Annotated in this window: 20 protein-coding genes; 12 read left to right on the top strand and 8 right to left on the bottom strand. The window is 37.9% G+C overall.

The window, feature by feature from the left end:
• Window positions 1-16: 16 nt before the first annotated feature.
• The 3 genes from O1450_RS04595 to O1450_RS04585 all read right to left on the bottom strand — a co-directional run bounded on the left by O1450_RS04595 (window position 17) and on the right by O1450_RS04585 (window position 5,426).
• Window positions 17-610 carry a DUF4112 domain-containing protein gene (locus O1450_RS04595; protein ID WP_269229865.1) on the bottom strand — a complete coding sequence of 198 codons (594 nt, stop codon included), beginning with the start codon at window positions 608-610 and terminating at the stop codon, window positions 17-19.
• Window positions 611-688: 78 nt separating this feature from the next.
• Window positions 689-2,026, bottom strand: a complete 1,338-nt coding sequence (mgtE, locus tag O1450_RS04590; RefSeq protein WP_269229864.1) for a magnesium transporter — start codon at window positions 2,024-2,026, stop codon at window positions 689-691.
• A 292-nt stretch (window positions 2,027-2,318) separates the two neighbouring features.
• Window positions 2,319-5,426, bottom strand: a complete 3,108-nt coding sequence (locus O1450_RS04585) for a multidrug efflux RND transporter permease subunit (RefSeq protein WP_269229863.1) — start codon at window positions 5,424-5,426, stop codon at window positions 2,319-2,321.
• Window positions 5,427-5,737: 311 nt separating this feature from the next.
• Here O1450_RS04585 and O1450_RS04580 point away from each other — a divergent pair, with 311 nt between their 5' ends.
• Both O1450_RS04580 and O1450_RS04575 read left to right on the top strand, forming a co-directional pair.
• Window positions 5,738-7,351, top strand: coding sequence for a phosphoethanolamine transferase (locus tag O1450_RS04580; protein ID WP_269229862.1), 1,614 nt, complete (start codon window positions 5,738-5,740; stop codon window positions 7,349-7,351).
• Between the two features lie 165 nt (window positions 7,352-7,516).
• Window positions 7,517-8,659, top strand: coding sequence for a glycerophosphodiester phosphodiesterase (locus O1450_RS04575; protein WP_269229861.1), 1,143 nt, complete (start codon window positions 7,517-7,519; stop codon window positions 8,657-8,659).
• Between the two features lie 39 nt (window positions 8,660-8,698).
• Here O1450_RS04575 and pnuC read toward each other — a convergent pair whose 3' ends face one another.
• The gene (gene pnuC, locus O1450_RS04570; protein ID WP_269229860.1) at window positions 8,699-9,274 is read right to left on the bottom strand and encodes a nicotinamide riboside transporter PnuC; all 576 of its coding nucleotides are present in this window, start codon (window positions 9,272-9,274) and stop codon (window positions 8,699-8,701) included.
• 430 nt (window positions 9,275-9,704) lie between these two features.
• On the opposite strand from pnuC, the gene O1450_RS04565 reads away from it, so the two are divergent.
• Both O1450_RS04565 and O1450_RS04560 read left to right on the top strand, forming a co-directional pair.
• Window positions 9,705-10,658, top strand: a complete 954-nt coding sequence (locus tag O1450_RS04565) for a DMT family transporter (protein WP_269229859.1) — start codon at window positions 9,705-9,707, stop codon at window positions 10,656-10,658.
• Window positions 10,659-10,779: 121 nt separating this feature from the next.
• Entirely contained in the window at window positions 10,780-12,384 is a 1,605-nt protein-coding gene (locus O1450_RS04560) for a CocE/NonD family hydrolase (protein WP_269229858.1), read from the top strand.
• Between the two features lie 29 nt (window positions 12,385-12,413).
• On the opposite strand, the gene O1450_RS04555 is transcribed toward O1450_RS04560, so the two are convergent.
• The 3 genes from O1450_RS04555 to folP form a co-directional block, all read right to left on the bottom strand.
• The gene (locus O1450_RS04555; protein WP_269230415.1) at window positions 12,414-12,728 is read right to left on the bottom strand and encodes a DUF5713 family protein; all 315 of its coding nucleotides are present in this window, start codon (window positions 12,726-12,728) and stop codon (window positions 12,414-12,416) included.
• A gap of 111 nt (window positions 12,729-12,839) precedes the next feature.
• Complete coding sequence (locus O1450_RS04550) at window positions 12,840-14,459, bottom strand: vWA domain-containing protein (protein WP_269229857.1); 1,620 nt, start codon at window positions 14,457-14,459, stop codon at window positions 12,840-12,842.
• A 119-nt stretch (window positions 14,460-14,578) separates the two neighbouring features.
• Entirely contained in the window at window positions 14,579-15,433 is an 855-nt protein-coding gene (gene folP / locus O1450_RS04545; protein WP_269229856.1) for a dihydropteroate synthase, read from the bottom strand.
• Between the two features lie 256 nt (window positions 15,434-15,689).
• Here folP and O1450_RS04540 point away from each other — a divergent pair, with 256 nt between their 5' ends.
• Window positions 15,690-16,385 carry an IS1 family transposase gene (locus tag O1450_RS04540; RefSeq protein ID WP_269229855.1) on the top strand — a complete coding sequence of 232 codons (696 nt, stop codon included), beginning with the start codon at window positions 15,690-15,692 and terminating at the stop codon, window positions 16,383-16,385.
• A 130-nt stretch (window positions 16,386-16,515) separates the two neighbouring features.
• On the opposite strand, the gene O1450_RS04535 is transcribed toward O1450_RS04540, so the two are convergent.
• Window positions 16,516-18,219: a M61 family metallopeptidase gene (locus tag O1450_RS04535; protein WP_269229854.1), complete on the bottom strand. Its 1,704-nt coding sequence runs from the start codon at window positions 18,217-18,219 to the stop codon at window positions 16,516-16,518.
• A gap of 170 nt (window positions 18,220-18,389) precedes the next feature.
• Between O1450_RS04535 and O1450_RS04530 the strand changes: the two genes are divergently transcribed.
• The 7 genes from O1450_RS04530 to O1450_RS04500 all read left to right on the top strand — a co-directional run bounded on the left by O1450_RS04530 (window position 18,390) and on the right by O1450_RS04500 (window position 26,445).
• Window positions 18,390-19,709 (top strand): D-alanyl-D-alanine carboxypeptidase PBP6B, encoded by a 1,320-nt coding sequence (locus O1450_RS04530; protein WP_087537017.1) that lies wholly within the window; start codon window positions 18,390-18,392, stop codon window positions 19,707-19,709.
• Between the two features lie 94 nt (window positions 19,710-19,803).
• Window positions 19,804-21,090, top strand: a complete 1,287-nt coding sequence (locus O1450_RS04525; protein ID WP_269229853.1) for an NAD(P)/FAD-dependent oxidoreductase — start codon at window positions 19,804-19,806, stop codon at window positions 21,088-21,090.
• Between the two features lie 122 nt (window positions 21,091-21,212).
• Window positions 21,213-21,695: an FKBP-type peptidyl-prolyl cis-trans isomerase gene (locus O1450_RS04520; protein WP_004663295.1), complete on the top strand. Its 483-nt coding sequence runs from the start codon at window positions 21,213-21,215 to the stop codon at window positions 21,693-21,695.
• 112 nt (window positions 21,696-21,807) lie between these two features.
• Window positions 21,808-23,250: a cryptochrome/photolyase family protein gene (locus O1450_RS04515; protein ID WP_269229852.1), complete on the top strand. Its 1,443-nt coding sequence runs from the start codon at window positions 21,808-21,810 to the stop codon at window positions 23,248-23,250.
• Between the two features lie 278 nt (window positions 23,251-23,528).
• Complete coding sequence (locus O1450_RS04510) at window positions 23,529-24,230, top strand: VIT1/CCC1 transporter family protein (RefSeq protein ID WP_004912625.1); 702 nt, start codon at window positions 23,529-23,531, stop codon at window positions 24,228-24,230.
• A 203-nt stretch (window positions 24,231-24,433) separates the two neighbouring features.
• On the top strand, window positions 24,434-24,865 hold the full coding sequence (locus O1450_RS04505; protein ID WP_004956199.1) for a DUF2946 domain-containing protein: 432 nt from the start codon (window positions 24,434-24,436) through the stop codon (window positions 24,863-24,865).
• A 146-nt stretch (window positions 24,866-25,011) separates the two neighbouring features.
• Complete coding sequence (locus O1450_RS04500) at window positions 25,012-26,445, top strand: cytochrome ubiquinol oxidase subunit I (protein WP_269229851.1); 1,434 nt, start codon at window positions 25,012-25,014, stop codon at window positions 26,443-26,445.
• The last annotated feature ends 2 nt before the right edge of the window (window positions 26,446-26,447 follow it).

Raw genomic sequence — 26,447 nt, 5'->3', positions numbered from 1 at the left:
TATTTTTGCTTAAAATCTAGTGTGTTTGAAAAGATTGATAAAACTGCCACAGATAACTAAAACCTGCCCAAACTGCAACAAGCAATAAAATTAGTACGGCAATACCCAATAAATCTGGGATACGTAACCAAATCCAACTTACGATCGGATTACGCCAGAAAGCTGAAGTTTTCTGCTTTTGTTCTAGGGATTCATGCAAGAATGGATGCACCACATGAATATCACTGTGCACTTGGTATTCCTCACGGATATGGTCATGTACGATTTCCAGTGTCTTGCGACTTGGACGAATAAATACGTCAAATAAGGTACCGACAATCGGTACAAAACCGACCAACATATCCATAATCGCCAGTTTGACCACACCCTTCAATTTATGCTGTGGTACACCGACCTCCCTCGCCTTTTTAAATGCATACAGGGTTAGAATAAAACCTGCGATATCACCTGCAAATGGAATGGTGCTCAGTGCAGCATCGGCTCCAACACCTTGTTTGGTGAACGGAATCCGAACCAAACTGTCCATGGTATTGGCAAATTTTGCTAAATCACGTTCAACAGCAATCGCTTGCTGCTGAGTTAATTTTTTTTGTTCTATTGGAGCAGTCATTCACTTAACCTAAAAACCATGTTTATGCTTGAGAATAAAGCAGATTTTCGATTTTGTCGGTACAATTATTATTACCAATCAGAATAAAATCATCGAGGCGATGAATAAATACACCAACACACCTGTCGCATCACAAATCGAGGTGACCAAGGGTGCGGAAGCACTGGCGGGATCGAGTCCAGCTTTGTTTAAAATAAACGGTAAACTCATTCCTATTAGACAGCCCATCAATACAATGCCCATCATACTCAGCGCCAAAACTAAAGCTACCATCTCATCACCACGGAAATAACCCAGCAATGACACGGCAACCGCCATAGTTCCCCCTAAACATAAAGCGACCAAACATTCCCGTCCGAGCAGATGGAACCAGTCTTTAAATTGCACATCACCTGTCGCTAAAGCACGCACCATAAGGGTCGATGATTGCGAACCAGCATTGCCTCCACTTCCCACCAATAGTGGTAAAAAGAATACTAATACAAGATTTTTTGCAATCACATCTTCATAATGAGCAATACCAATCCCTGACAACAAGCTACCAAACACCAAGAAAACCAGCCAAAAAACACGCTTCTGATAAAGCTGCAAAATGGGTGCTGACTTAATACTAAGTTTAGATGATGCATTGACCGCACCAACTTTTAAGAAGTCTTCGGTGGCCTCTTCGCTGGCCACGTCCATCGCATCATCATAGGTCACAATTCCGACCATCATGTTTTGATGATCGATAATCGGCAGTGCTAATAAATCATAACGTGCAATGATTTTTGCCACTTCATCTTGGTCTGTATCCACATAAGCGGTTAAGACATTGGTTTCCATGAGCTCATTAATATTTTGCTCTTCAGGCGCAAGTATCAGTTGCTTTAAAGATAAAACCCCGAGAATTTTGCGTGCTTCATGCAATACATAAGCGAAATAAATCATTTCGGTATCAGGAGCTTCGAGACGCAGCATTTTAATCGCATCATTGACCGTCATATTCGGTTTTAAAGTCGCATATTCCGAGCTCATGATTGAGCCTGCCGTTCCCTCTAAATAGGAAGATAGTTGACGTATATCTTCGCGTTCTGCTTGTGCCAAAGCAGGCAACAACGCATTTTGTTGTTCTTGATCCAAACATTTGAACACGTCCGCACGTTTATCCGAGGACATTTCGCCAATAATTTCAGCCAAAATATTTCTGGGCATGGCTTGGGCGAGTTTGACTTGTTCACTGGGAGGAAGATAGGAAAAGACATAGGCACGATCAGATAAATGTGTGAGCAGCAATTGACTTTGTTCAGCAGAAAGCTGTGTTAATACATCTGCAATATCGATGGCTTGAAAGGTTTTAACTGATGCAAGTGCAAGATCAATATGATTATTTTTGAGTGCGTCGCTTAATAAATATAAAAAGTTATTGTAGCTCATTTCTGCCTCTTCACTACAAATCATCTGCAATGAAAGGCTAAACGCAACAAATTATTTTATTGTCGAATAAGAAGCTTCATTCAGATTTTGATGAATATAAAAATGTGTAATTTGGATTAAACTACAACTCTGCGTGTCCATTTAGGGCATTAAACCTAGTTAAACCGTTTATACGGCAGAGCCATACTACAAATATTTTTTTATATTCTCAACTTACACAACAAAAATGAACAATTCATGTCTTAAATGAATCCATGAATAATTCATTTCTATTGCTTGGCTTTCATTATTTTTATTTAAAAATTTCAATTTCTTCTTTAGGTTTAAAGATATTAGCAACAAGTACAAACATAAATGGAATAAATATCAGTACCAACACTGTCCCGAATATCACACCACCTAAAACACTGATACCAATTTCCTGACGGCTTACAGCCCCTGCTCCAAATGCAAAAACCAGTGGAATAACTCCCGCGCCAAATGCAAAAGACGTCATTAGAATAGGACGCAAACGCAGCCCTGCACCTTGTAGTGCTGCTTGAATGGCATTTTTTCCTTGTGTTTGTGCCATCGCTGCAAATTCAACAATCAAAATTGCATTTTTACAGGATAAGCCAATTGTTGTAAGTAAAGCGATCTGAAAGTAAACATCATTTGGTAAACCAAAAATATGGGCAAAAATAATACTACCGCCAATCCCTAAAGGAATTGCGGTCATCACAGCCATAGGAATACGCAGACTTTCATACAACGCGGCTAAACATAGAAAAATAAATGCAATAGAAATTAAATATAGCCAAATTGCTTGATTAGTCGATTGCTGCTCTTGATAAGAAAGCCCAGTCCATAGCAAACCTAAGCCTTCTTGTTGACCCACCAACTGTTCAATATCTTTCATGGCTTGGCCTGAAGATTGACCACTGACAACGTTAGCTTGTAATTGCAAAGCACTGTATCCCATATAGCGTTGCACAATGCTTGGTGTCCCTCCCCATGATGTCGTTGAAAATGAACTAAAAGGAACCATTTGATTTTGATTATTACGTACTGACCAACTATATAAGTCTTCAGGCTTAGAACGAAATGGTGCATCACCTTGTAAAATAACTTGTTTAATTCGACCACGGTCAATAAAGTCATTCACATATGTCCCACCCCATGCGGTCGACAAAGTACTATTAATTTCATTTAGATTTAAACCATTTACCATCGCTTGCTTATGGTCAATCTTCACATTCAAAGTAGCTTTACTATCAGTGGATTGTTTATCTAAGTTTTCAAAACTTGAATATTTTTGTCCCAGCTGTTGCAACTGTTTAAAACTTTGATCAAGGAATTGTTCACCTTGCCCATTGATATCCTGAATCCATAAATCCATTCCATCTGTTGCGCCTAATCCATTTACAGAAGCAGGCAATGTCACATTAATCTGTGCATCGGGAAATTGGCTAAAATATTTAAGTGCTCTCTTGCGAATAGCTTCAGCAGAGTTTTTCTTCCCAGTGCGGTCTTCCCAATGATTTAATGAAACAAAGCCTTGTCCAAGATTTTGCCCTGTACCAGAATTGTTTCGTCCGTAGCGAATAAGCACTAAATTGACATTTGCTTTTTCATTCTGAAGAAAATACTGACGAATTGCCTCACCGACCTCCTGACTTTTTGAAAGTGGTGCACTATCCACTAATTTAAATTGAACACTTAATATTCCTTGGTCTTCTTTTGGTAAAAAACTACTTTGCAGACTGCTATAGAACAAAGCAAATACGGCAATTAATGCAATAAAAATCACAGATACAGAGATTTTATAACGAAGCATGCTTTGCACTAGAGATAAATACTTATTTTTAAGTGTGTCTATCCCGTTATTGAACCGAATCGCCCATGACTTAGGTTGATGGTTTGGCTTTAAAATCAAAGCACATAAAGCGGGTGTAAGCACCAAGGCGACTACTAAAGATAAGACCATCGCAGCAACCAAAGTGATTGAAAACTGACGATAGATAACTCCAATTGAACCAGCAAAGAAAGACATTGGAATAAAAACGGCTGTTAACACCATCGTAATTCCAATCAATGCACCGCTAATTTCTTGCATAGATTCAACGGCTGCTTGTTTGGGTGACAAATGCTGCTCATGCATAAGCCGTTCAACATTTTCTACTACAACAATTGCATCATCAACCAACAAACCAATCGCAAGCACCAATGCAAAAAGAGTTAAGGTATTAATACTAAATCCAAGTAATTCAAGTACGGCAAAAGTCCCTAAAATCACGATCGGTACAGTAATACTTGGAATAAGCGTCGCGCGCCAACTTTGAAGAAAAAGAAACATGACTAAAATAACTAAACCAATTGCTTCGACAAGTGTTTTAATCACCTCTTTAATAGATTCTTGCACAAAGGGAGTATTATCTCTTGGATAAACGATCTTATACCCTGTTGGAAGCTTGCTAGAGAGTTCATCTAAAGTTTGATGAATAAGTTTAGATGTTTGAATTGCGTTGGCACCCGAAGATAAAGAAATGCCAAGACCTGCAGCTGGATAACCATTGATCGTATTAAAAGATTGATAATTTTCTGCCCCTAATTCAATTCGAGCAATATCTTTTAATTGAACAAAACTTCCAGATACATCTGATTTCACAATAATTTGTTCAAAATCTTGAATCGTCTTTAAGCGAGAACCTGCTGTTACTTTTGCATTCAAGTATTGACCTTGAACAACAGGCAAATCTCCGATCGCACCTGCTGCAACCTGTGTATTTTGTGTAGTAATCGCGGTAACGACATCATTTGGAATTAAATTATATTGAGTCAATTTATTTGGATCTAGCCAAATTCGCATTGCATACTGCGATCCAAAAACATCTGTTTCACCGACGCCATCAATCCGATTTAAATTATCAAGGACATGCGTAGATAGATAATCAGACAACGCAATATTATTTGCTTGCCCTGTGCTGTCATACAGTCCAATTACCATAAAGGTATCACCCAAGGACTTAGTGACATTTACTCCCTGCCGTTGTACCGCATCTGGGAGACGGCGTATCACGCCACTAATTTTATTTTGTACTTGAACCTGTGCTGTATCGGGATTTGTGCCATTTTCAAAACTAATCGTAATACGGCTACGACCAGCTGCATCGCTGGTTGAACTAAAGTACAGTAAATGGTCGAGACCTTGGATTTGCTGCTCTAAAACTTGAGTTACACTTTGTTCAACTGTTTTGGCATCAGCGCCACTATAGTTGGTCGATACTGTAATTTTCGGTGGAGCAATATCAGGATAACGTTCAACTGGCAAATTCAGAATTGCGAGTATTCCTAATGCCATAACAATAATGGCAAGCACACCTGCGAAAATTGGACGCTCAATAAAAAATTTAGATAGCATGGCTGCTCATTCCATCGTGGAAACAGTCAATCTTTTCAAAAAGATAGGAAAATAGAGGCTCTTTCAATCTACGATCATTACCGAGCTTTCAAGGAAACACCATCCTTATTAACATATCATTGCAAAAAGCGAAAATTACGGAGAAATAATGGATTTTTTTATTGATCATCAGCATATTTCATCGAAAAAAAATGGGATCAAAAATTTAATTTACTATTCAATCAAATACTTCTTAATTTTAGATTGACACTCCACTTACTTAAACCGATAGTAGCACGCTCCCTGTTGCTCCCTTATTTTTCTAGGCATATATGAAGGCCAGTTTTAAACATTTTAATATTCTGCTCCTAATTCTATTGCCCGCATTAATTACTGGGGGGATACTCAGTATTGCTGGTAATTTGTCTGATGGTCTAAGACTGGGATTTCTTTCTTTGCCAGGTGTAGGTTTAATTTTGCTTGCCATTAAAACACAAAAAAAATATTGGTATGGACTTACAGTTTTATGGTGGTTTGCGACTTGGCTTGATGTACTACTACGTTCGAGTACGTGGTTTTTATTTAATAGTGATAATGAAGCCTATTTTATTATTGAAGCAATTGCTAATACCAGTCAGCAGGAAACGCGGGAATTCATACAACTACACTTAAGCACAATCTTAAGTGTGATTTTTAGCCTACTTTGCTTGCTAATTATTTACAGTATTTCTACTTTCAAACTGATTAAAGCTCACCATCTTGATCAAATGTGGCAGAGTCGAATTTATCGTAGTTGTATCGTTTTACTTGTTTTATTAACAATAACAAGCTATTTAATGAAGCCATCACGTAAAGTTCATCCCATCATTTTTTGGTCAGACTATCAAACAAAACTTCAGGATTTTAAAAATAGAATTAAACAGCATCAAAATGTACACCGACAATGGGACATCAGTGCAAAACAAAATTTAACTCTGACAAAAAAACAGGTTGAGAAACAAACACATGTATTAGTTCTTTCAGAGAGTTTAACAAGTCTAAATTTAGGTGTTTGTGGTTATCAACGTGAGACGACTCCAGAATTAGCAAAAAAACTGGATGAGTTAAAAATCTTTTGTAATGCATTTTCACCTTCTCCTTCAACGATTAATGCACTACGTGTTTTATTGACTGAAAGTCCTGCATCTGCACATGATCAATATTCTTCAGAAAGCGTTTTAGCTTACGCTCGAGCAGCGGGCTATAAAATTTATTGGTTAAGCAATCAAGACGATAGTTATTTATCTTCATTATTTGGTTCTTATGCAGATAAGGCTGTTTATAAAAATACACGATCAGGAAGAAGTAGTAATTCATTAGATGAAAAGCTTATTCCCGTTTATCAACAAGCTCTTGCAGATCCAGATCCTAAAAAACTGATTATTCTTCATTTGATTGGTGCACATCCAAATTACCAAGAACGTTACCCATTAGCGTTTAATAAATTTACTGGAGACAGTAATGATGCTGTCGAACTCGACCTCAAGAATCGCAATATTGATCCTTGGGTTCGTTCACTACGCAATGATTATGATAATGCAGTGTTATATGAAGACTCCTTGCTTGCCAGATTTTTAGATGATCTAAAGGCTGATAATAATTCTGACTTTAGATCTTTTATGGTCGTTTCAGATCACGGAAATGAAGTTGGTCATGAAATTGACTATGCTGGTCACAGCCCAAATACAAAAGCAGGATACCAAGTTCCTGTGATTATGTGGTATGACAATATGCAAGTCACGGGTGTCAATAAAGACAAAATGCTCAATACAGCAGAACTCGATAACAATTTAATGCACATCATGGGACTTAAAAATAAAACTGCTTCACCGCAATCTTATTGGTTAGATCGTGATTATCGTTTTACGCCTGAAGTAAATTGGCCTTATTGGAAACAGAAGTCATAATCTTCCTCCATACCCCGCTTTATCAAAGCCTGAAATGAGATATTGAATTTCAAACATTCAGTTGAAAAAATTCATTATTTTCATAAAACGATCACTTAACTGTCATCCACTTGACAAATTTCCACGACAAACTAACGACTTTAATAAAAACATTTGAGCGTCATAATGTTAAAAAAAGCAGTTGTTTGTCTTAGCCTCATCAGCCTTGTGGGTTGTAATGATGACAATAATGATCAAAACAGTAGCACTCAATCGAGTTATCAATTACCGAAAATTTTGGTCATCGGACATCGTGGCGCAAGCGCACTTCGACCAGAACATACACTTGCATCCTATCAAAAAGCCATTGATGATGGTGCTGATTTTATTGAACCAGATTTGGTATCAAGCAAAGATGGCATATTGATTGCTCGCCATGAAAATGAGATCAGCGGCACAACCAATGTTGCAACGCTTCCTCAGTTTGCAGACCGTAAAAAAACCAAGACCATTGATGGCGTGAGTTTAACAGGTTGGTTTACTGAAGATTTTACTTTGGCCGAGCTAAAACAGCTCAAAGCACGTGAGCGTATTCCCCAGTATCGTGCTGCCAATACGCAATATAATGATCAATTTGAAATCCCGACACTCGATGAAATCATTGATTTAGCTGCAAAGCATTATCAAAAAACGGGCAAAATTATTGGTCTTTATCCAGAAACCAAACACCCGACCTATTTCCAAAAACAAAATTTGGCAATGGAAGATACTTTGTTAAAAACCTTATCCAAATACCAATATAGCCGGGATATTGCCCCTATTTATTTACAGTCTTTTGAAGTTGGAAATTTAAAATATTTAAAAAACCAACTCGATTTACATAAGAGTGTTAAGCATGCACAATTGATTCAGCTCTATGATTCGCCTGAAGCAAGACCAGCAGATTATGTTGCACAAAACAATCCTAAAACCTATGCAGATCTAGCAACGGCACAAGGCCTCAAAGATGTTTCGACCTACGCCAATGGTGTGGGTCCATGGAAAGTCTATGTCTTTAAAGATGCCGCAATGACACAGACCACCTCTTTTATCGCAGATGCCCATAAAGTCAATTTAAAAGTACATCCTTATACCTTCCGCCCTGAAAATAATTTCCTACCAGACAGCTTAAAATGTAGTAAGGATACGTCCAAAGCAGCCGAGCGTTGTGAGACAGGTTCAATCAAGGAAATGCAACTTTACTTCAAGGCTGGCGTAGATGGTGTATTCACGGATGACCCTGCGCTAGGTCGTCAAGCGGTACAAAGTTATCTCAGTACCTCTAAATAATCCAAGACTCCTAAATAAAGGCAGTTTGACTGCCTTTATTTATGTTTGAGACATCAACTGTTTCTGCTTAACTTGCTCCCATTGCCACCAACCATAAGCTGCTAACAAAACAAAAGCAGCATACAAACCTGCAGTTAAAAATAATTCTTTATAGATAAACATACCGACATAGACAATATCGACAAATACCCAAAGTACCCACGTTGCGATATGTTTACGACTCGTCCAATAGGTTGCCAATAAACTAAATGCAGCAAGTTGCGCATCTAAGATCGGTACAGCAGCATCGGTAAAATGTTTAAGTGTTAAACCAAATAATAATCCACCAATTGCTGCTAAACACATTTGCATCAATACCGTTTTGGCTGCAATTGGTTCAATCCGAATCTCATGGTCTTGGCGTTTACCTTTCAGCCAATAATAAAAACCATAGAAATTCATCAGCATAAATAAGAATTGTAAAATCGTTTCGCCGTATAATTTAAAGGTGAAAAAAAGGTAAGCATATAAAATAAATGCCAAAAAATTAAACCACCAACACCACATATTCCGTTTTATCGTGAGTGCAACACCGATCACACTAATAATAACGGCAATAATTTCTAAAGAAGACAAGAGCAAACTACTTTGAAAATCCGAATGACAACATTATGGAAATATTCTTTATTTAAGCAAGCCAAAAAATCTTGATCTGATGCGCTTCTATTCGCCATATTTTTAAAGCTTTAAAGCCAAAGGCTATTTTTCACTCAAGCCTTATGCTATAAAAATGTAAAGCTTATTTTAAAATTTCTCTCATGTTGATTCGCAAGGTTTCACCCACTCGTCTTATTCACATTAAGGATTGCATTCCCGCCAATCCAATGTGGCGACGTGTCTGCATTTTTATGCACGGTGACTTTGCATATCTCTTTCATCCGATGACAATTTAACAAGCGCATCATTTGAAAAGTACAGGTCGCCTCAAGAGCGACCTTTTTTATTGCCTTCATTTTTAATTACTCAAATACAGCGTTGCAATCACAACGACAACAGGAGCATTTCCATGACACAGTTTCAGCAAAAGAATTTTATACAAACGACACAGATTCAACCGACTGTAGCCCCTACTCACCCTCGCCTAGCTACAGTCGGTCAATTTATTGCAGTTGTGCTGATCTGGTCATTTACACCATTGGCAGCCGTCTGGACTGTGCATGAAATTCATTGGGCTTGGGGTTTATTTCTTCGATTCAGCCTCGCCATTCCACTTGCGTTGCTTTGTCTGTTTTATTTCAGACTTAAACTTATCTTGAACTTTAAAGCCATGATGAGTTATGCGGCGGGTGCGCTTGGATTATTTGGTTCAATGGCTTTTTGCTATATGGGTGCAAGTAAAGTCTCATCAGGAATGATCTCGATTATTTATGGAACGGCACCTTTATGGTCTGGCTTGATTGCGGTTTTTATTTTAAAACGTGAGCATTTTCTAAAACGCCAATGGTATGGGCTAATAATTGCCATTTTAGGCTTATCACTCACGCTGGGCATAGGTTCTGATCACATTCAAATGGATATCATTGGTGTTAGCTATGAAATTATTGCCGTCTTACTTTATGTGATCTCCATGTTTCTCGTTGCAAAAATTGGTGCGGAGATTCACCCAATTATTCAAACGACAGGATCAACGCTAATTTCATGGTTTGGCTATCTGTGTTTATTACCCTTCTTTATCGCTCAAGCACCAGTACAGTTTCCAAGTCTACAAGTCAGTCTTGCTTTGTTGTATAGCGCAGTATTTTCATCAGTTTTGGCGATGATTTTTTATTTCAATCTGATTCAAAAACTCAACCCAACCACAGTCATGTTAATTACAATTATCACCCCCGTATTGGCAAGTGTATGGGGCATATTTTTCAATCATGAACCACTGAACTCACACTTAATTTTAGGTTTAATTTTCTTGTGTGCAGGGTTATTCTTATATGCTTATCGCTCCAACTCACGTCAGATAAAATAGAATAAAACTGGTAGGTCGGTAAAATGACCTATCCTTTTATAGTCTCGGCGAGTTTGACACAGTAAACTACACACCATCCAGTTAGAATTTCCCACAGATTTGCTCAAGGATGAAAGAATCTATGCGTTCAAATATTTTATGGCTTTGCTTTGGCATTTTTTTGCTATTACAAGGTTGTGTCAATGCGACAATTCAACCTCAAAAAATTCAATCGCAACCAACAGAATTAAAACAACGTTATTTTCAAGCAAAAACAATCACATCCGATGGAACAATCATTGCCTTTACAGTGTATCAACCTCATTTAAAAGCAGGACAAATAGCTCCTTTGCTGCTACATACCCATGGTTTTGGTTTATCTCGCATGAAACGACCTGAACTCAGTCTGTACGGTTTTTTACTTCCGACTGGTCAAGTAGCCAAAACAGCGTGGAAAAATGGCTATTGGGTAATCAGCTATGATCAACGTGGTCATGGAAATAGTCAGGGTAAAATCCGCTTAACGGATCCTGAAAAAGAAGCTCAAGATGTGATTAGCATTATGAACTGGGCTGAAAAAAATTTGCCACAACTCGCACAAAACCAAAATGGTGTTCGTACAGGTATGATTGGCGAATCTTATGCAGGCGGTGTGCAATACATTGCTTCTGCTTTAGACCCTCGCCTACAAGCAATTGTACCAATCACAACTTGGTACGATATCGTCGATAGCCTTGTACCCAATGGCGTTCCAAAAGGAGATTGGCTAAGTTTCTTAAATTTGATTGGGGATTGGTGGAATTGGAACAAATTTGATCCAGAACTTAAACAAGCTTATCAAGATACGCAGCAAGGACAATTAAAACAATCGACCTATCATTTTCTAAAAACGCATCAAGCCAGTTGGTTTTGTGAAACTGCACAAGCCCCTCAAGCAGATGCGCTCATCATTCAAGGATTTAGAGATGTTTTATTTCCTTTTAATGAAGGCGTTAAAGCGGCTCAATGTATTCAGAAAGCGCAGCATGAAGTCCATTTACTCGGCGTACAAGGCGGACATTTACAACCATTTGCACAGCATTCTCCATTGGGTGATACTCCTTTTTGGTATATTGGTAAATCTGTCACCTGTGGAAATCAAAAAAAATATAAATTACAAGACACGATCGTGGGATGGTTTGATCAAAAACTCAAAGACCAAGCCACAACAAATGATTTACCTGAGTTATGTGTTGATAAAAGCCCCGTTCAGCAGCTCAAAGATTTAGATGCAACGACACATTACACCTTAAATAAAACTTGGATTGAACCTCAGAATTCGCAAGCTGTGTTTGCTCCGATCCATACAATAACTGAATTGGCATATATCACGGGTACACCACAACTCACTTTAAAGATCGAAACGCCAAATAATAAAGTAGAACCAACACTGTTTATTTCTATGGCCATTAAATCTGGAAAAACGGGTAAATATGCTATTTTAAATGATCAAACAACAGCATTGAATCCAAGCAAAAAACATACTTTTGACCAAGTTATTTCTAATAAAGATTCAGCATCGAAAGAAAATCAAACTATTGAATTACCTAGTATTAATGGACGTTTAAATAAAGGCGATACTTTAGGCTTACTGATTCAGACCGAAAGTATTTATTATCAAAAAATTAAACAACCTAAAATTGAAGCATGGATTTCAGGTCAAATTACTTTACCTAAATTTTGGAGTGATATTTCAAATAAGGAATAATTATAATTTCTAAACATCGAGAGTGAATTTTACCACTCTCGATTTGCAATCAATTGTTCCATTTCAATCTCAAAATAACCTGCTTCTTGCACAATCATCATCATAGCTTCAGCAATGTAATCCGCAGCCGTATCATCTAAACTTGAATCTAGGTCTTCAAACTGGGGTTTCATCTCATTAATTGCGATCATTGTATGATGAGCAAAATGATATATTTCTGCTTCAGTTAAACCTGAGCGACTCACTTTTTTGGAAAAGTGTTTAACCTGTTGTTTAACTTCGGCAACGAGAATATCAGGATAATATTCATCATCAAACATGGGGAGAAGGAGATCTTCGAACATAAATAAAATAATATGCCAATAAAACGCCATGCTTATAACATAATCTCATACAAATCACGATATTTAGACATAAAAAAAGCGATCTTTCCGACCGCTTTTTAAAAAGATAATTTAGTCTTTTTTAGCGCTTAAACTTCTTGCGATCTTGGCAAGCTCTATAAATTCCTCACGCATTTGGTAAGGATCTGGTTTTGCAGATTGCTGAGCTAACTGAATAATTTGATCCCAGCCCATAGCAGCATTGTATTGCCCACCTTTTAGCTGCTGTGCATAGGAAGCCACTGCAATGGCAAAACGAGTATCGCTATTGGCCTGAGCAAGGGACTTACTTTCAGCTTTTACAACTTGGTTTAAAAGAATGCTCTTCTCTTGATTTGGCAATTTATAGCGCAAATTTACAAACGCATATTCAGATTTTTTCGTTGTATCTGTTTTTGTCGATGCCTGATAACGTGAATCATTGAGCCAGCCTTGTTGTCCAACTGGAACGATTTCATAAATTGCTGTTACGTTATGCCCTGCTCCAATATCACCTGCATCAACTTTATCGTTATTAAAATCTTCCTGTTTCAACATACGGTTTTCATAGCCGACTAAGCGATATTCTTTTACCGTCGCGGGGTTAAATTCAACCTGAATTTTGACATCTTGAGCAACCGTTGCAAGTGTCGATGAAAGCTGACGTTGTACCACTTTTTTCGCTTCATTTTTATTATCAATATAGCTGTAATTACCATCTCCTGCATCCGCCAATTGTTCCATGAGCTGTTCATTGTAGTTTCCAGTACCAAAACCTAATGTTGTGAGGGAAATACCACTTTTACGTTTTTCAGCGACCATGCCTTTTAAAGTACTAAAGTCAGTAATACCCACATTAAAATCACCATCTGTCGCCAGTAAAATGCGGTTAATACCATTTTTCACAAAGGCTTTTTCTGCTTGCTTATAAGCCAGTTGAATCGCTTGTTCTCCTGCCGTTGCACCACTTGCTTGTAATGTATTAATCACTGCTAGAATCTTATCTTTTTCATTACCAGCTGTCGGTTCTAATACCAATTTTTCGCCGCTCGCATAAGTAATGATGGTGACTTTATCTTGAGGTCGGAGTTGCTCAGTGAGTAAACGCAAAGTTTGTTTAACTAATGGAAGTTTATCTGCTGCATCCATACTGCCTGAAACATCAACCAAAAATACCAGATTGGCAGGCGGCAATTGTTTGGTGCTTAAATCTTTGGCTTGAATCCCTATTTTGATCAGTTTGGCATTTTCTTTCCACGGCGAGTCGACAGTTTCAGTACTGACTGAAAATGGATGTACATTATTTGGCTGCGGATATTGATAATCAAAATAATTAATCATTTCCTCAGCACGAACGGCGTCAACAGGTGGTAAACGTCCATCATTCAAGAAACGGCGTGTATTGGTATAACTACCTGTATCTACATCAATACTAAAGGTTGAAACTGCTTGATCTGCAACCCGATAAATAGGATTGACCTCATTCTTTTGATATTTTTCAGTATTCTGTTCTAGTCGCACTCTTTCTGGACTAGGCATTACTGCCATGTAAGCAGCAGGAGCAATCATCTTTCGAGTACTATCCGCTGCCATATTAGACATGACCAAAGACGCAGGAGCGACTACATGGCTACGTTCCTTTACTGGATTACCACAGGCGATCATCATGGAAGTTAGCAAGGTTAAGGTCAGTATTTTTGTAGATTGATGCATATTAAAATCCCCCAATTTTTATGTCTTTTAAATGAATGACAAGATTGAAGTGATTGTATGCAAAAAGATAAAGATACATCGTATTGGAATGTATCTTTATCTTCATTATTTCTCTGTAATTACTGAGCTAAACGCATCGCATTCCAAATTTTTATCGCATCATTAGTGGCTTTAACATCATGCACTCGAACAATACTAGCGCCTTGCTGAATACTCAGTAGATGCCCCATGACACTTCCAACGGCACGTTCCTGCGCAGGTACACCGTTTAGAGCTTCTCCAATAAAACGCTTACGCGACAACCCTGACAAGATCGGATACCCCATCCGATTCAGTTTCCAAAACTCATTCAGCAATTGAAAATTCTGTTGTGCATTCTTGGCAAAACCGAAACCTGGGTCGATAATAATATTTTCTTTGCTTACCCCGACCGCAATTGCTTGATTAAGCCGCTGCTGTAATTCATGAATCACATCTTCAGTCACATCCTGATATTGATCCAACTGATTCATATTGGTCGGTTCACCACGCATATGCATCAACACCACAGGAATATTTAATTCAGCCGCCGTTTCTAAAGCTTGTGGACGAGTTAAAGCACGAACATCATTCCAGATATGCGCACCTGCTTGCACGGCAGCTCGAATCACCTCAGGCTGACTGGTATCAATCGACATGATTACATCATAATTGGATAATGCTTCAACCACAGGAATGACACGCTGAATTTCTTCTTCTAGCTCTACAGGCGATGCATTTGGACGTGTAGATTCTCCACCAATATCAATAATCTTTGCCCCATCTTCAATCATTTGTAAGGCATGTTGAACTGCCTTATCTTTTTGATGGTGCTTTCCGCCATCACTAAATGAGTCAGGTGTTACATTAAGAATACCCATAATCTGTGGCTGGGATAAATCCAATGTAAAACGACCACACTGTAACTGACATTGTGGTAATGGCATCAACTGCATCAAGCTTCTCCATTTCTAATAACCTATATTTTAGCAATGATCAGTTGATCTAGGTGTTTCTTTATTTTCAATCTTTTTTGTCTGCTCAATTTTCATTATAGATTTTCAAAAATGACAAAAAATTCATCCAAAAATTGATAATCCATATCAAGAATGAGTTTGTAATAACCTAGCTGTTTAGTTTCTGGTGGTGTTCTAAAAAGTATGCTCATAAGAAAAGGAGGCAACGAGGAACAATTCAGCTATATTTAAATGTGTGAAAATCGAAATAGAACTTCATTGTTCTCGATGCCAGAGTACAAGTATAAAGAAGAATGGCATTAAACACGATGGTAAGCAAAACTATCGTTGTAAAGAATGTAATAGGCAGTTTGTGGGTGACCATAATTTGACGTATTTAGGCTGTCATTCAAAAGCGGTCAAATTGATTTTGCTTATGCTTGTGCGATGTTGTGGCATTCGGGATATTGCAAAGATTACGAGGTTTAGTATTGGCAAGATACTTAAAACGCTTACACAATCAAATCATGAAATAATTCCTCAAAGAACTCATTATAAATGCTTGGAAGTTGATGAATTTTGGACATTTGTAGGCAACAAGAAAGATAAGCATTGGCTACAGTACGTCTATGATAGAAGTAGCGGAGAAATAGTGGCTTTTGTATGGGGAGGAAGAGATGCTCATACAGCACAAAGGCTAAAAAACCGTTTAGAAGAACTGGGTATTACTTATGATTGTATATCGAGTGATCATTGGGAAAGTTTCATCAAAATTTTTAAGCCGGACCAAGAAGGGAAATATTATACAGTCGGGATAGAAGGAAACAACTGCCGATTAAGACACCGCATAAGGCGAGCAGTAAGAAGAACATGCTGTTTTTCGAAGAAGGTATTGAATCATGTAAAAGCTTTTAATCTTGGATTCTTTTACATTAACCACAGTTTTGTATAGTGATGTTAAAATGATCAGCATACATTTTGAAACACCACCAAATTTTGATATACAAATGAGGGACACTGAATCTGTTCCCTCATTCACACAACGATTTATGCTAACGGTGCGTACAACGCTATCAATTGCATCAACCTTTCAACCAAACCTCTAATTTGGTTTGATCCTCAACTTTTAACTCAACCGAATTCAGAGGATTCTCTCCAGCATGCAGTTCAAACTGTAGGAGCTCATCACGACGGAATGCATAAACTGTAAATGTGCCTTTTTGTTTTGCATACTTCGCCAACAACTTTTCTGATGCTTTGATACCATCAATCGCAATAATGACATCGTTAGCAGACAAACCAGCTTGTGCAGCAGCACTATCACGGCGAACATTTTGCACGATGACACCTTCCGCTTTATCTAGCACTTTTAAGCCAAAAGGTAATGCTTTGTCATTTTTAACGATATAGCTCAAACCAAACTCAGGGAATAGTTGATCCAATGGCAATTCATCAGTGGTATTGATCAAATGATTAATTTGTTCAATCCAGTTATCCCCTGTCAATTCATTACACAATTCAAAAATCGTGCGTTCATTGACCTGAATGCCATTTTGGGTATTTTCATACAAACGGCGCATCAAGGCATCTAAGTTTGAACCACGTAAACGTAAGCCCAAGTCTAAGCAAAGCGCAACTAAGCTACCTTTGTTGTAATAACTGGTTGCTGCATTATTTGAATTTTCATCCTGACGATAGAATTTAACCCATGCATCAAAACTAGATTCTGAAACAGACTGAATAAAGCGCCCTGGGTTTTGCAAATAACGCTCAATCTGTGCTTTAAGTAAATCCAGATAAGATTTTTGAGAAATCACGCCGCTGCGTAATAAAATTAAATCATCGTAATAAGAAGTAAAGCCTTCAAAAATCCACAATAAGCTCGTATAGCCTTCTTTATGTAGATCATAATTCGTAAAATTTTCAGGACGAATAAACTTCACTAACCATGAATGAAAATATTCATGACTACACAGACCTAAGAAACGTTGATAATCTTTAGACGGTTCTTCAGCTTCATCTGCTTTCGGCAAATCATCACGTGGTGTAATCAAACTAGTGCTATTACAATGCTCTAGACCGCCATAACTATTGCCCGTTGCCATAGTCATAAAGGTATAGTTTTGAAACGGTGCAGAACCGAACATCTTAATTTCAGTCTGACAGATTTGCTGAATATCAGTTTGTAAGCGCTCTAGATTTGTATTGTGTTTACCTGAAATCACAAACTCATGCGGAATACCATTTGCTTCAAAGCTAAAACGGCTTTGCTCTGCCAACTCAAATGGACTATCAATCAACTGATCGTAGTTATCTGCCTTTAAAGTATAGCGTCCTTTCACCAAACTCTTAGCAGTTAAACCTGTTGCAATTTGAAAGTGTTTTAATTCATGCGGTAAGAAAATTTCAACTTCACATGGTGATTGTTCTTGATCGATTAAACCTAAACAAACACAAGCAGGGTTTACATATAGGCGAGTTTGATCAACATATGCGCCTCGTACCGACAAATCATAAGCGTAGACATCATATTCAACCGTAATCAATTCATGATCTGTATTGAATAATTGCCAACGGTTCTTTTCCGTTTTCTTAATACTAAGTAACCGCCCTGCTTCATCAGATGCTTTTACTGATTCAATATGTTTTGAAAACTCTCGAATCAAATAACTGCCAGGAATCCATGTCGGTAACCAAAGTTCTTGGTTCGGATTAGCGAGGAAACGAAGTGTGACATGAATAAGATGTTGGCGATAATCGTCAAACTCAATTTGATAGTGCAACATAGTTTTAGATCATAAAAATAGGAACAGTTTCACACAGCTTAGCATTTTTTTACAAAGTCATGCGTAGATGTCTTAATTGTTGGCAAAAGTTGCTGGATTCTGCAACAAAAAAGTCATAGCATGCTTTTTTCGCTTTCCATGCCATTGGATCGGCTGCACTAGGTGTTCTCTTGAAATTTCTCCTCTCGCTCTTTACGTTGTTTAGTCTGTTATGTGCCAATTTAGTACATGCCAATTTACTTAATATCGCTCCTGAAACGGTTGAAGCGCAAGCTTGGTCGATCGTAGATGCTCAATCAGGTCAAATCATTGCTGAACATAATAGTCATGTTCAACGTTCGCCTGCATCGCTCACCAAAATGATGGTGGCTTATATTGCTTTGAAAGAAATCGAAGCTGGTAAATTACGTAAGGAAGAGGTATTAACCGCAACACCTGTGGTGAGTACGGTCATGTGGGATGAATCCCAAATGTATTTAAAAGCTGGTGAACAAATTTCTGTTGATCAACTTTTAGCAGGACTGATTGTCATGTCTGCCAATGATGCAGCAGTTACGCTTGCTGAAAAAATTTCAGGTGGTGTTCCACAGTTCGTTGCACGAATGAATAAAGAAGCCCAAGCCTTAGGAATGAAAGATACCCATTTTAGTAATCCTGCGGGTATCACCATGACAGATCATTACTCAACTTCAGCAGATTTGAGTTTATTAGCAAAAGCGATCGTAAAAGAGACACCTGAATATTTACATTATTCAAAAATGCCAAGTTTTAGCTATAACCAACGTTTCCACCGTGCAACAAATCTTGCATTAAAAATGGATCCAACAGCAGATGGTTTAAAAACAGGTTATACCAAGGCGGCAGGTTACAACTTGGCTTTAACCGCTGAGCGCCCTACTCTAAATCCACATGTTGATAAGCGTCGTTTGATTGTAGTGGTACTTGGAACACCAAGTGCGGTAAAACGGGCTGAAGTCGCGCATAAATTAATGAATTTAGCGTATACATACACACGCGATGAAGAAGTGATTCCAAAACAAAAGCTAATTGCTGAACTTCCTGTCATCAAATCAACTTTAAAAATTTTCAAAGTTGAAACTCAACAACCCACTATCGTAACAACATCTTTATACGATCAAGCGACACCAATTGATTTAAATAGTTTTGATTTACTCACACAACGTATACATTTGCTTGATACAAACCAGCAAATCAAAACCATTGAACCACTTGAAACGACAAAAACACACGTCAATATCAAACTCAATGAACAGCATTTAACAGCACCATTGACGCAAGTCATGAATTTGGCCACAGTGACGGTTTATCAAAATAATCAGTTAATTCGTAGCTTACAAATTGAAAATAACGTGGAAATTGAGGAAGCGAATATTTTTCAAAAAATTATGATTTGGTTTGCGAACTTATTCTCGTTTTTTTCAACAAATGATGTCAAAGCTGCCAAAATTTATCCTTTAAATCAAGGATAAAAAAACCTACTATTTTTATCAAGATTAATCATACAATGTTGAAAAAAGGATGGCATAATCCAACCATCCTTTCACAAAAATAATTAGGTTAATCATGAGCAAAACCTTACATCATATCGTGATTGTGGGTGGTGGCGCAGGTGGTTTAGAGCTTGCAACACAATTAGGTGAACGTTTTGGCAGGAAAAAGAAAGCCAAAATTACCCTAATCGACCAAAATCTCACGCATATATGGAAGCCTCTCCTACACGAAATTGCCGCTGGCTCACTAAATCCTCACGAAGAACAAACCAATTATTTTGCTCACGCAGAAAAACATGATTTTGAGTTCATCCTTGGAACCTTAATCAACGTAAATAAAGATCAAAAACAAATTACGATTTCACCTCCTCAACTTTCTAAAGAACATACTCCTGTTATTCAGAGTCTTAGCTACGACACACTGATATTAGCTGTTGGTTCAGTTTCAAATGACTTCGGAACTGAAGGTGTACGTGAAAATTGTCATTTCTTAGATAGTCGCAAACAAGCCGATATTTTCCAACAGGACTTATTCCATCTTTATATTGAAGCGCAAAACCAAGCAACTGAACGTGCCTTGAATATTGGTATCGTGGGTGCGGGTGCGACAGGTGTTGAATTAGCGGCTGAACTAATTGAAACCACGAAGAATTTTTATCGTTATGGGTTAAAGAAAATTAATCCAAAGCAAGTTAAAATTACCTTGATCGAAGCCTCAGATCGTATCTTGCCTGCACTCAATGAAAAAACAGCTACACATAGCGCGAAACAATTACAAAAAATGGGCATCAACATTCTGACGCAACATAAAGTGCAAAAAGTCGATGAATCAAATGTCTATTTTAGCAACGGTCATGTTTTGCATTCGGACATTACTGTATGGGCGGCAGGTGTCAAAGCACCTAAAGTTTTGGAGTCATTTACAGATTTTAAACGCGATAAAATTAATCGTTTAATGGTCTATGCGACATTACAAACTTATTCAGATCCAAATGTATTTGCCTTTGGGGATTGTGCAAATTGTCAGCTTGATGCACGTCAACCTCCATTAGGACCACGTGCACAGGTCGCCAGCCAACAAGCGACATTCTTGGTAGATGCTATGGCCGCTCGTTTATCTGGCTCACCTCAACCTATGTTTAATTTCAGTGACAAAGGCTCTTTGGTTTCATTAAGCAGTAATCAGGCTGTTGGAGAATTACTCGGTGATGTAAGCGTACAAGGTTTTATTGCCAAAACAATGTATGTATCTTTGTATCGATTACATCAAGCCAATATTCATGGTTATACCCAAGCAGGAATGCTGACCATGAAAGATTTTCTGACACGTCGTGTACGTCCAAAAATTAAACTTTATTGAGTTGAAATTTTCTATTTCGTTCCCATTTATAACGAAATAGTTTCAAAAAGTGGAAAATAGTCAACAAAATCTATTTTTCACTTTATGATGTACACCTAAATTGATTGAATGGATCAAACAACATGACTGCTATTGCAAATAACCACGTGGTTTCATTCCACTACACTTTAACAAACGCTGAGGGTGAAACACTTGATCAATCTCAAGGTGAACCACTTGCATATTTGCACGGCGCGGGCAACATCATTCCAGGTTTAGAAAATGCACTTCTTGGTAAAACAGTAGGCGAAAAATTTACTGTAACTGTTCCAGCTGCTGAAGGTTACGGCGAATATAACCCAGACCTCGTACAAGAAGTTCCAGCTCAAATGTTCCAAGGTGTAGACAATATCCAAGCGGGTATGCAATTCCAAGCTCAAACTGATGATGGCGTTCAAATCGTAACTGTTAAAGCAGTTGAAGGCGAAAACGTTATTGTTGATGCAAACTTCCCTCTTGCTGGTCAAGATTTAACATTTGAAGTTGAAATCGTTGAAATCCGTGATGCTTCTCAAGAAGAATTAGATCACGGTCACGTTCACGGTGCAGGTGGTCACCACCACTAATTCATTTTTGAATTAGAACATCTCAAAAAGCAAAGCCTCGGCTTTGCTTTTTCTTCACATAAGCACCTATAAAATATAAATAATAATTTTTAAAGAACTTTATAGAATTGCTATGTCAAATACTTATCAATTAATCTGGTTCCGCCAAGACCTGCGCGTCCGTGATCAGGCTGCTTTATGGCATGCCCGTCAGAATGGTCCATGTATAGCGATTTGTATTCTGTCACCTGAACAATGGCAACGTCATGACGATGCGGATATTAAAATTGATTTTTATTTACGCCAACTTTTAGAGCTAAAAACAGAACTTTCCAAACTACAGATCCCTTTACTCATATTTACTGTACCTCTTTGGGATGACATTGCGGAGTTTTTTGTTGATCTCGCAGAAAAATTACCATTTGAAAATGTGTATGCCAATATTGAATTTGGCTTCAATGAACTCAAACGCGATAATGAAGTACAACAAAGTTTAAATCGTCAAAAAAAAGAACTTATACTGTTTCAAGATCGAACGCTGTTTCCAGTTGCAAGTATTCGAACTCAATCGAATCTACCCTATCAAGTTTTTGGTGCTTTCAAAAAAAGTTGCTATCAGCGCTTAGAGCTCGGTTTACCTCAGTGTTATCCAATCCCAGAAACCCAAGCAACCTTAGAGTTTGATTTTTGTCAACTACACCAAACAGATTTACAGCACATCCAAAACCACTATGCTGACAAAATTAAAGACAAAAATGCGAGTGAATGGCGAGTGGGTGAAAAACATGCGAAAAACCTACTCAATCAGTTTGTTGAAAAACGAATTATTCAATATAACGCTTTACGGGACTACCCTTCGGTTAAAGGAACTAGTCAACTTTCTGCTTATTTAAATATTGGAATTATTTCAATTCGTCAGTGCATTCAAGCAGCATTTAGACATCAACAAGGTGATTTTGTTATCCAGTCCGAAGGACAACAAACGTGGTTAAATGAATTATTATGGCGTGAGTTTTATCAACATATATTATTTGATTTTCCACAAGTTTCTAAGCACTTGCCTTTTAAAGCTGCAACACAGAATGTTCAATGGCGTGATGATAGCGAAGGTTTTGAAAAATGGAAACGAGGACAAACAGGTATTCCAATTGTTGATGCGGGTATGCGTCAACTTCTTTCTACAGGTTGGATGCACAACCGAGTTCGCATGATTTGTGCCATGTTCCTAACTAAAAATCTATTAATTGATTGGCGTAAAGGTGAACAATGGTTCATGCAAAACCTGATTGATGGCGATCTAGCTGCAAATAATGGCGGTTGGCAATGGTGTGCATCCACTGGAACTGATGCAGCTCCCTATTTCCGAATTTTTAATCCAATTAGCCAATCGCAAAAGTTCGATGAAAATGGCGTTTATATTCGACGTTGGGTACCAGAACTAACTCAACTAGATGCCAAACGCATTCATGAGCCTTATGCCCAAAATACCGCATTGAAATTAGATTATCCTCATCCAATTGTTGACTTAAAAACCAGTCGAGAGCGTGCTATTCAAGCTTTCCAAGCATTATCATAAACTAGTCCAATAGCCTTCTTACACTAAAGTTAAATAATGTGTGTATGAAGGTTTATTTTCAAATAATTATGGTTCACAACGAAAACTTCGAAGAAGAAGAATAAAAGCATTAAAATATCAAATTATTCACATATTATAACCAAGAGATCATCACAGTATCGTGAATATAAGTTATTTTATAAGTATGATAAGTTGATGAATCATTGAAAAATTTAGCAATAATCACAGATAAATGACTTTAATATTTTTAACAATATTAATTAATTAAGAGTAAGCCTATGTCACATTCACATCATTCAGAACTTCATGTTATGCAACGTTCAGGGTGGCTGCGTGCCGCAGTTCTTGGGGCGAATGATGGAATCATTTCCGTCACGAGTTTAGTTATGGGGGTGGCTGCAAGCGGTGTTAGTTCTCATACTTTATTGATTACCTGTATCGCAGGATTAATCTCAGGTGCTACATCTATGGCTGCAGGAGAATATATTTCGGTTAAGTCACAAGAAGATATAGAAACATCTGATCTTCGAAGAGAAGCTAAAGAACTTGAGAAAAACCCTCATGCTGAATTAAAAGAACTGACTGAAATCTATATCTCACGGGGTTTAAATCCTGAACTTGCACATGAGGTTGCAACTCAATTAACTGCACATGATGCACTTGGCGCACATGCTCGCGATGAAATTGGAATTCACGAAAATACGGCTGCAAATCCCATTCAAGCAGCATTATCTTCTGCCGCATCATTTTCATGTGGTGCAGCACTCCCCATGCTCGCTATTTTATTAAGTTCAAATGAATGGGTATCAAAAACTGTTTTAATTACGGGTGTTCTGTCTTTGGCAGTTCTAGGCGCTTTATCGAGTTATTTTGCACGCACATCGATGCTTAAAGGAAGCCTAAGAATAGTGATTTGGGGCGTGATCGCAATGGCATTTTCAAGTTGGGTGGGCTCATTATTTAATGTGCAACCCTTGTAAGATAGCCATTTTATTTTGACCAATCAATCAAACTACAAATTAATAATATATCCCAAGCATCATTAAGATTTTTTTCAAAATTAGGTGTATGATGACATATAGCAGAAAGCCTAGTTTGATGGTCTGAATTAACCAAAAACTAACTTTCTGGTTTGAAATGTCCAATGTAGAGAAGTGTCTTGATACATCGACTTAGGATATTGTTGGCTTTTGCAACAATAGCATTACAGATCGCTGTTTTTTTACAGCCTTTATTGCCAGAGGAATATCAAATTTCCCCTGCATGTGAGACTGTTTTGCTTCTGTCTACCCAAATAAAACAAAAATTACATCTACATTCGGAACAAGTTTTACATACTGATCACCACAGTTTGCATCTAGATCAGCCTCAAGCAGATTCTCATTCTGATCAGCACCATCACGATCTAAATCACCAATGTCCTTTTTGTTTCTTTTATGGACACTTAGTTGCACCACCCACACTTGGGATTAAAGAAGTATTCGTGCGTGTACAAGTCCGTTACTTGCATTTGTATCAAGTATTTATTGGTTTCTTCTTTTCACTACAACGTCTATTTCTCATCCCTCAAGGTCGAGCCCCGCCCTCTACTTTCTCAATGTATTCATTTATTTAATCAATTATTGAGAATGTGAGTTTATCTATGCTTAATCATTTTTCTTTTGCTGATTTTCAGCAAGAGCGTGTTACACACACCCTTAAAAAAGCACTCTTTCAATCTGTTAATCAAAATATTTTGATCAGAGAAATGGAGGATTCATCATGGATTTAGGCTTAACGGCATTAGAACTGGCACGAATCCAGTTCGCTTTTACGGTTTCCTTTCATATTATTTTCCCTGCAACCTCGATTGGTCTCGCTTGTTTTCTCGCTGTACTAGAGTGGAAATGGCTTAGAAGTCACAATCCGATTTATCAAGATTTATATAAATATTGGTTAAAAATTTTCGCAGTCACATTTGGTATGGGTGTCGTTTCAGGTGTAGTCATGAGCTATCAGTTTGGCACTAACTGGAGTGAATTTTCTCGGATTGCGGGCAGTGTAACTGGCCCACTGTTAACCTATGAGGTGCTTTCTGCCTTTTTCCTAGAAGCTGGCTTTCTCGGCGTCATGCTATTTGGCTGGGGTCGTGTCAGTGAAAAGGCACACTTTTTTGCTACATTTATGGTTGCTTTAGGCACATGTATTTCAATGTTTTGGATCTTATCTTCAAATAGTTGGATGCAAACACCTCAAGGTTTCGCAATAGAAAATGGCATTATTGTGCCGACTGATTGGTTTGCCATCGTATTCAATCCTTCCTTCCCTTACCGATTTGCACATATGGCTGTTGCAGCCTTTTTAGTTTCAGCTTTGGTTGTTGCAGCCACTGCTGCTTGGCATCTATTACGTGGTCGTCGGGATGCTTTAGTTAAAAAATCATTTTCTATGGCTATGTGGATGATTCTATTTGCTGCACCTGCACAAGTTTTGATTGGAGATCATCATGGTTTAAATACTTTAAAGCATCAACCAGCGAAATTAGCTGCAATGGAAGGACATTGGGAAACCAATGTAGATGAAGCGATGCCTCTGTATTTATTTGGTATCCCTGATATGCAAGCTGAAACGACCAAATATGCAGTTGGGATTCCTTATCTAGGTAGTCTCATTTTAACTCACAGTCTAGATGGTCAAGTTAAAGGTCTTAAAGAGTTTGCACCAGAAGATCGTCCAAATTCGACTTTGGTATTTTGGAGTTTCCGTATCATGGTGGGTCTCGGCACACTCATGGTTCTACTCGCTTTGATTGGTTTTTTACTTCGCAAGAAGCAACAGTTATTCGAGAAAAAGTGGTTCCATAAATTTGCATTAATCATGGGACCTACAGGCTATATCGCATTGTTAGCAGGATGGTTTACGACCGAGCTAGGTCGCCAACCATGGGTTGTTTATGGTGTGTTACGAACTAAAGATGCGCTGTCTAGCGTATCAGCTGATCAAGTCGGTATTACCCTGATTATTTTTGTCATTGTTTATACTGTTGTATTTGGTACAGGCATCTATTACATCTTCAAACTCATGCATAAAGGACCACAATTTATTCATACACCTATAGAGGAACAAGGTGGTGTTGGGCATTTTAAAACACCAATGCGCCCTCTCAGTGCTGTAGATGAACGTCTTGAATCTAATGATCATGAGAAAGGAGAATAAAC

It is taken from the genome of Acinetobacter sp. TR11 (assembly GCF_027105035.1).
Taxonomy (GTDB): domain Bacteria; phylum Pseudomonadota; class Gammaproteobacteria; order Pseudomonadales; family Moraxellaceae; genus Acinetobacter.
Note: the sequence above shows the minus strand (reverse complement) of the source record. Positions and strands in the feature narration are given on the sequence as shown.

What these genes read in the sequence shown, in the direction of transcription:
- O1450_RS04595 (WP_269229865.1), bottom strand. Translation starts at nt 610, where the DNA reads ATGACTGCTCCAATAGAACAAAAAAAATTAACTCAGCAGCAAGCGATT.
- mgtE (WP_269229864.1), bottom strand. Translation starts at nt 2,026, where the DNA reads ATGAGCTACAATAACTTTTTATATTTATTAAGCGACGCACTCAAAAAT.
- O1450_RS04585 (WP_269229863.1), bottom strand. Translation starts at nt 5,426, where the DNA reads ATGCTATCTAAATTTTTTATTGAGCGTCCAATTTTCGCAGGTGTGCTT.
- O1450_RS04580 (WP_269229862.1), top strand. Translation starts at nt 5,738, where the DNA reads ATGAAGGCCAGTTTTAAACATTTTAATATTCTGCTCCTAATTCTATTG.
- O1450_RS04575 (WP_269229861.1), top strand. Translation starts at nt 7,517, where the DNA reads ATGTTAAAAAAAGCAGTTGTTTGTCTTAGCCTCATCAGCCTTGTGGGT.
- O1450_RS04565 (WP_269229859.1), top strand. Translation starts at nt 9,705, where the DNA reads ATGACACAGTTTCAGCAAAAGAATTTTATACAAACGACACAGATTCAA.
- O1450_RS04560 (WP_269229858.1), top strand. Translation starts at nt 10,780, where the DNA reads ATGCGTTCAAATATTTTATGGCTTTGCTTTGGCATTTTTTTGCTATTA.
- O1450_RS04555 (WP_269230415.1), bottom strand. Translation starts at nt 12,728, where the DNA reads ATGTTCGAAGATCTCCTTCTCCCCATGTTTGATGATGAATATTATCCT.
- O1450_RS04550 (WP_269229857.1), bottom strand. Translation starts at nt 14,459, where the DNA reads ATGCATCAATCTACAAAAATACTGACCTTAACCTTGCTAACTTCCATG.
- folP (WP_269229856.1), bottom strand. Translation starts at nt 15,433, where the DNA reads ATGCAGTTGATGCCATTACCACAATGTCAGTTACAGTGTGGTCGTTTT.
- O1450_RS04535 (WP_269229854.1), bottom strand. Translation starts at nt 18,219, where the DNA reads ATGTTGCACTATCAAATTGAGTTTGACGATTATCGCCAACATCTTATT.
- O1450_RS04525 (WP_269229853.1), top strand. Translation starts at nt 19,804, where the DNA reads ATGAGCAAAACCTTACATCATATCGTGATTGTGGGTGGTGGCGCAGGT.
- O1450_RS04520 (WP_004663295.1), top strand. Translation starts at nt 21,213, where the DNA reads ATGACTGCTATTGCAAATAACCACGTGGTTTCATTCCACTACACTTTA.
- O1450_RS04515 (WP_269229852.1), top strand. Translation starts at nt 21,808, where the DNA reads ATGTCAAATACTTATCAATTAATCTGGTTCCGCCAAGACCTGCGCGTC.
- O1450_RS04510 (WP_004912625.1), top strand. Translation starts at nt 23,529, where the DNA reads ATGTCACATTCACATCATTCAGAACTTCATGTTATGCAACGTTCAGGG.
- O1450_RS04500 (WP_269229851.1), top strand. Translation starts at nt 25,012, where the DNA reads ATGGATTTAGGCTTAACGGCATTAGAACTGGCACGAATCCAGTTCGCT.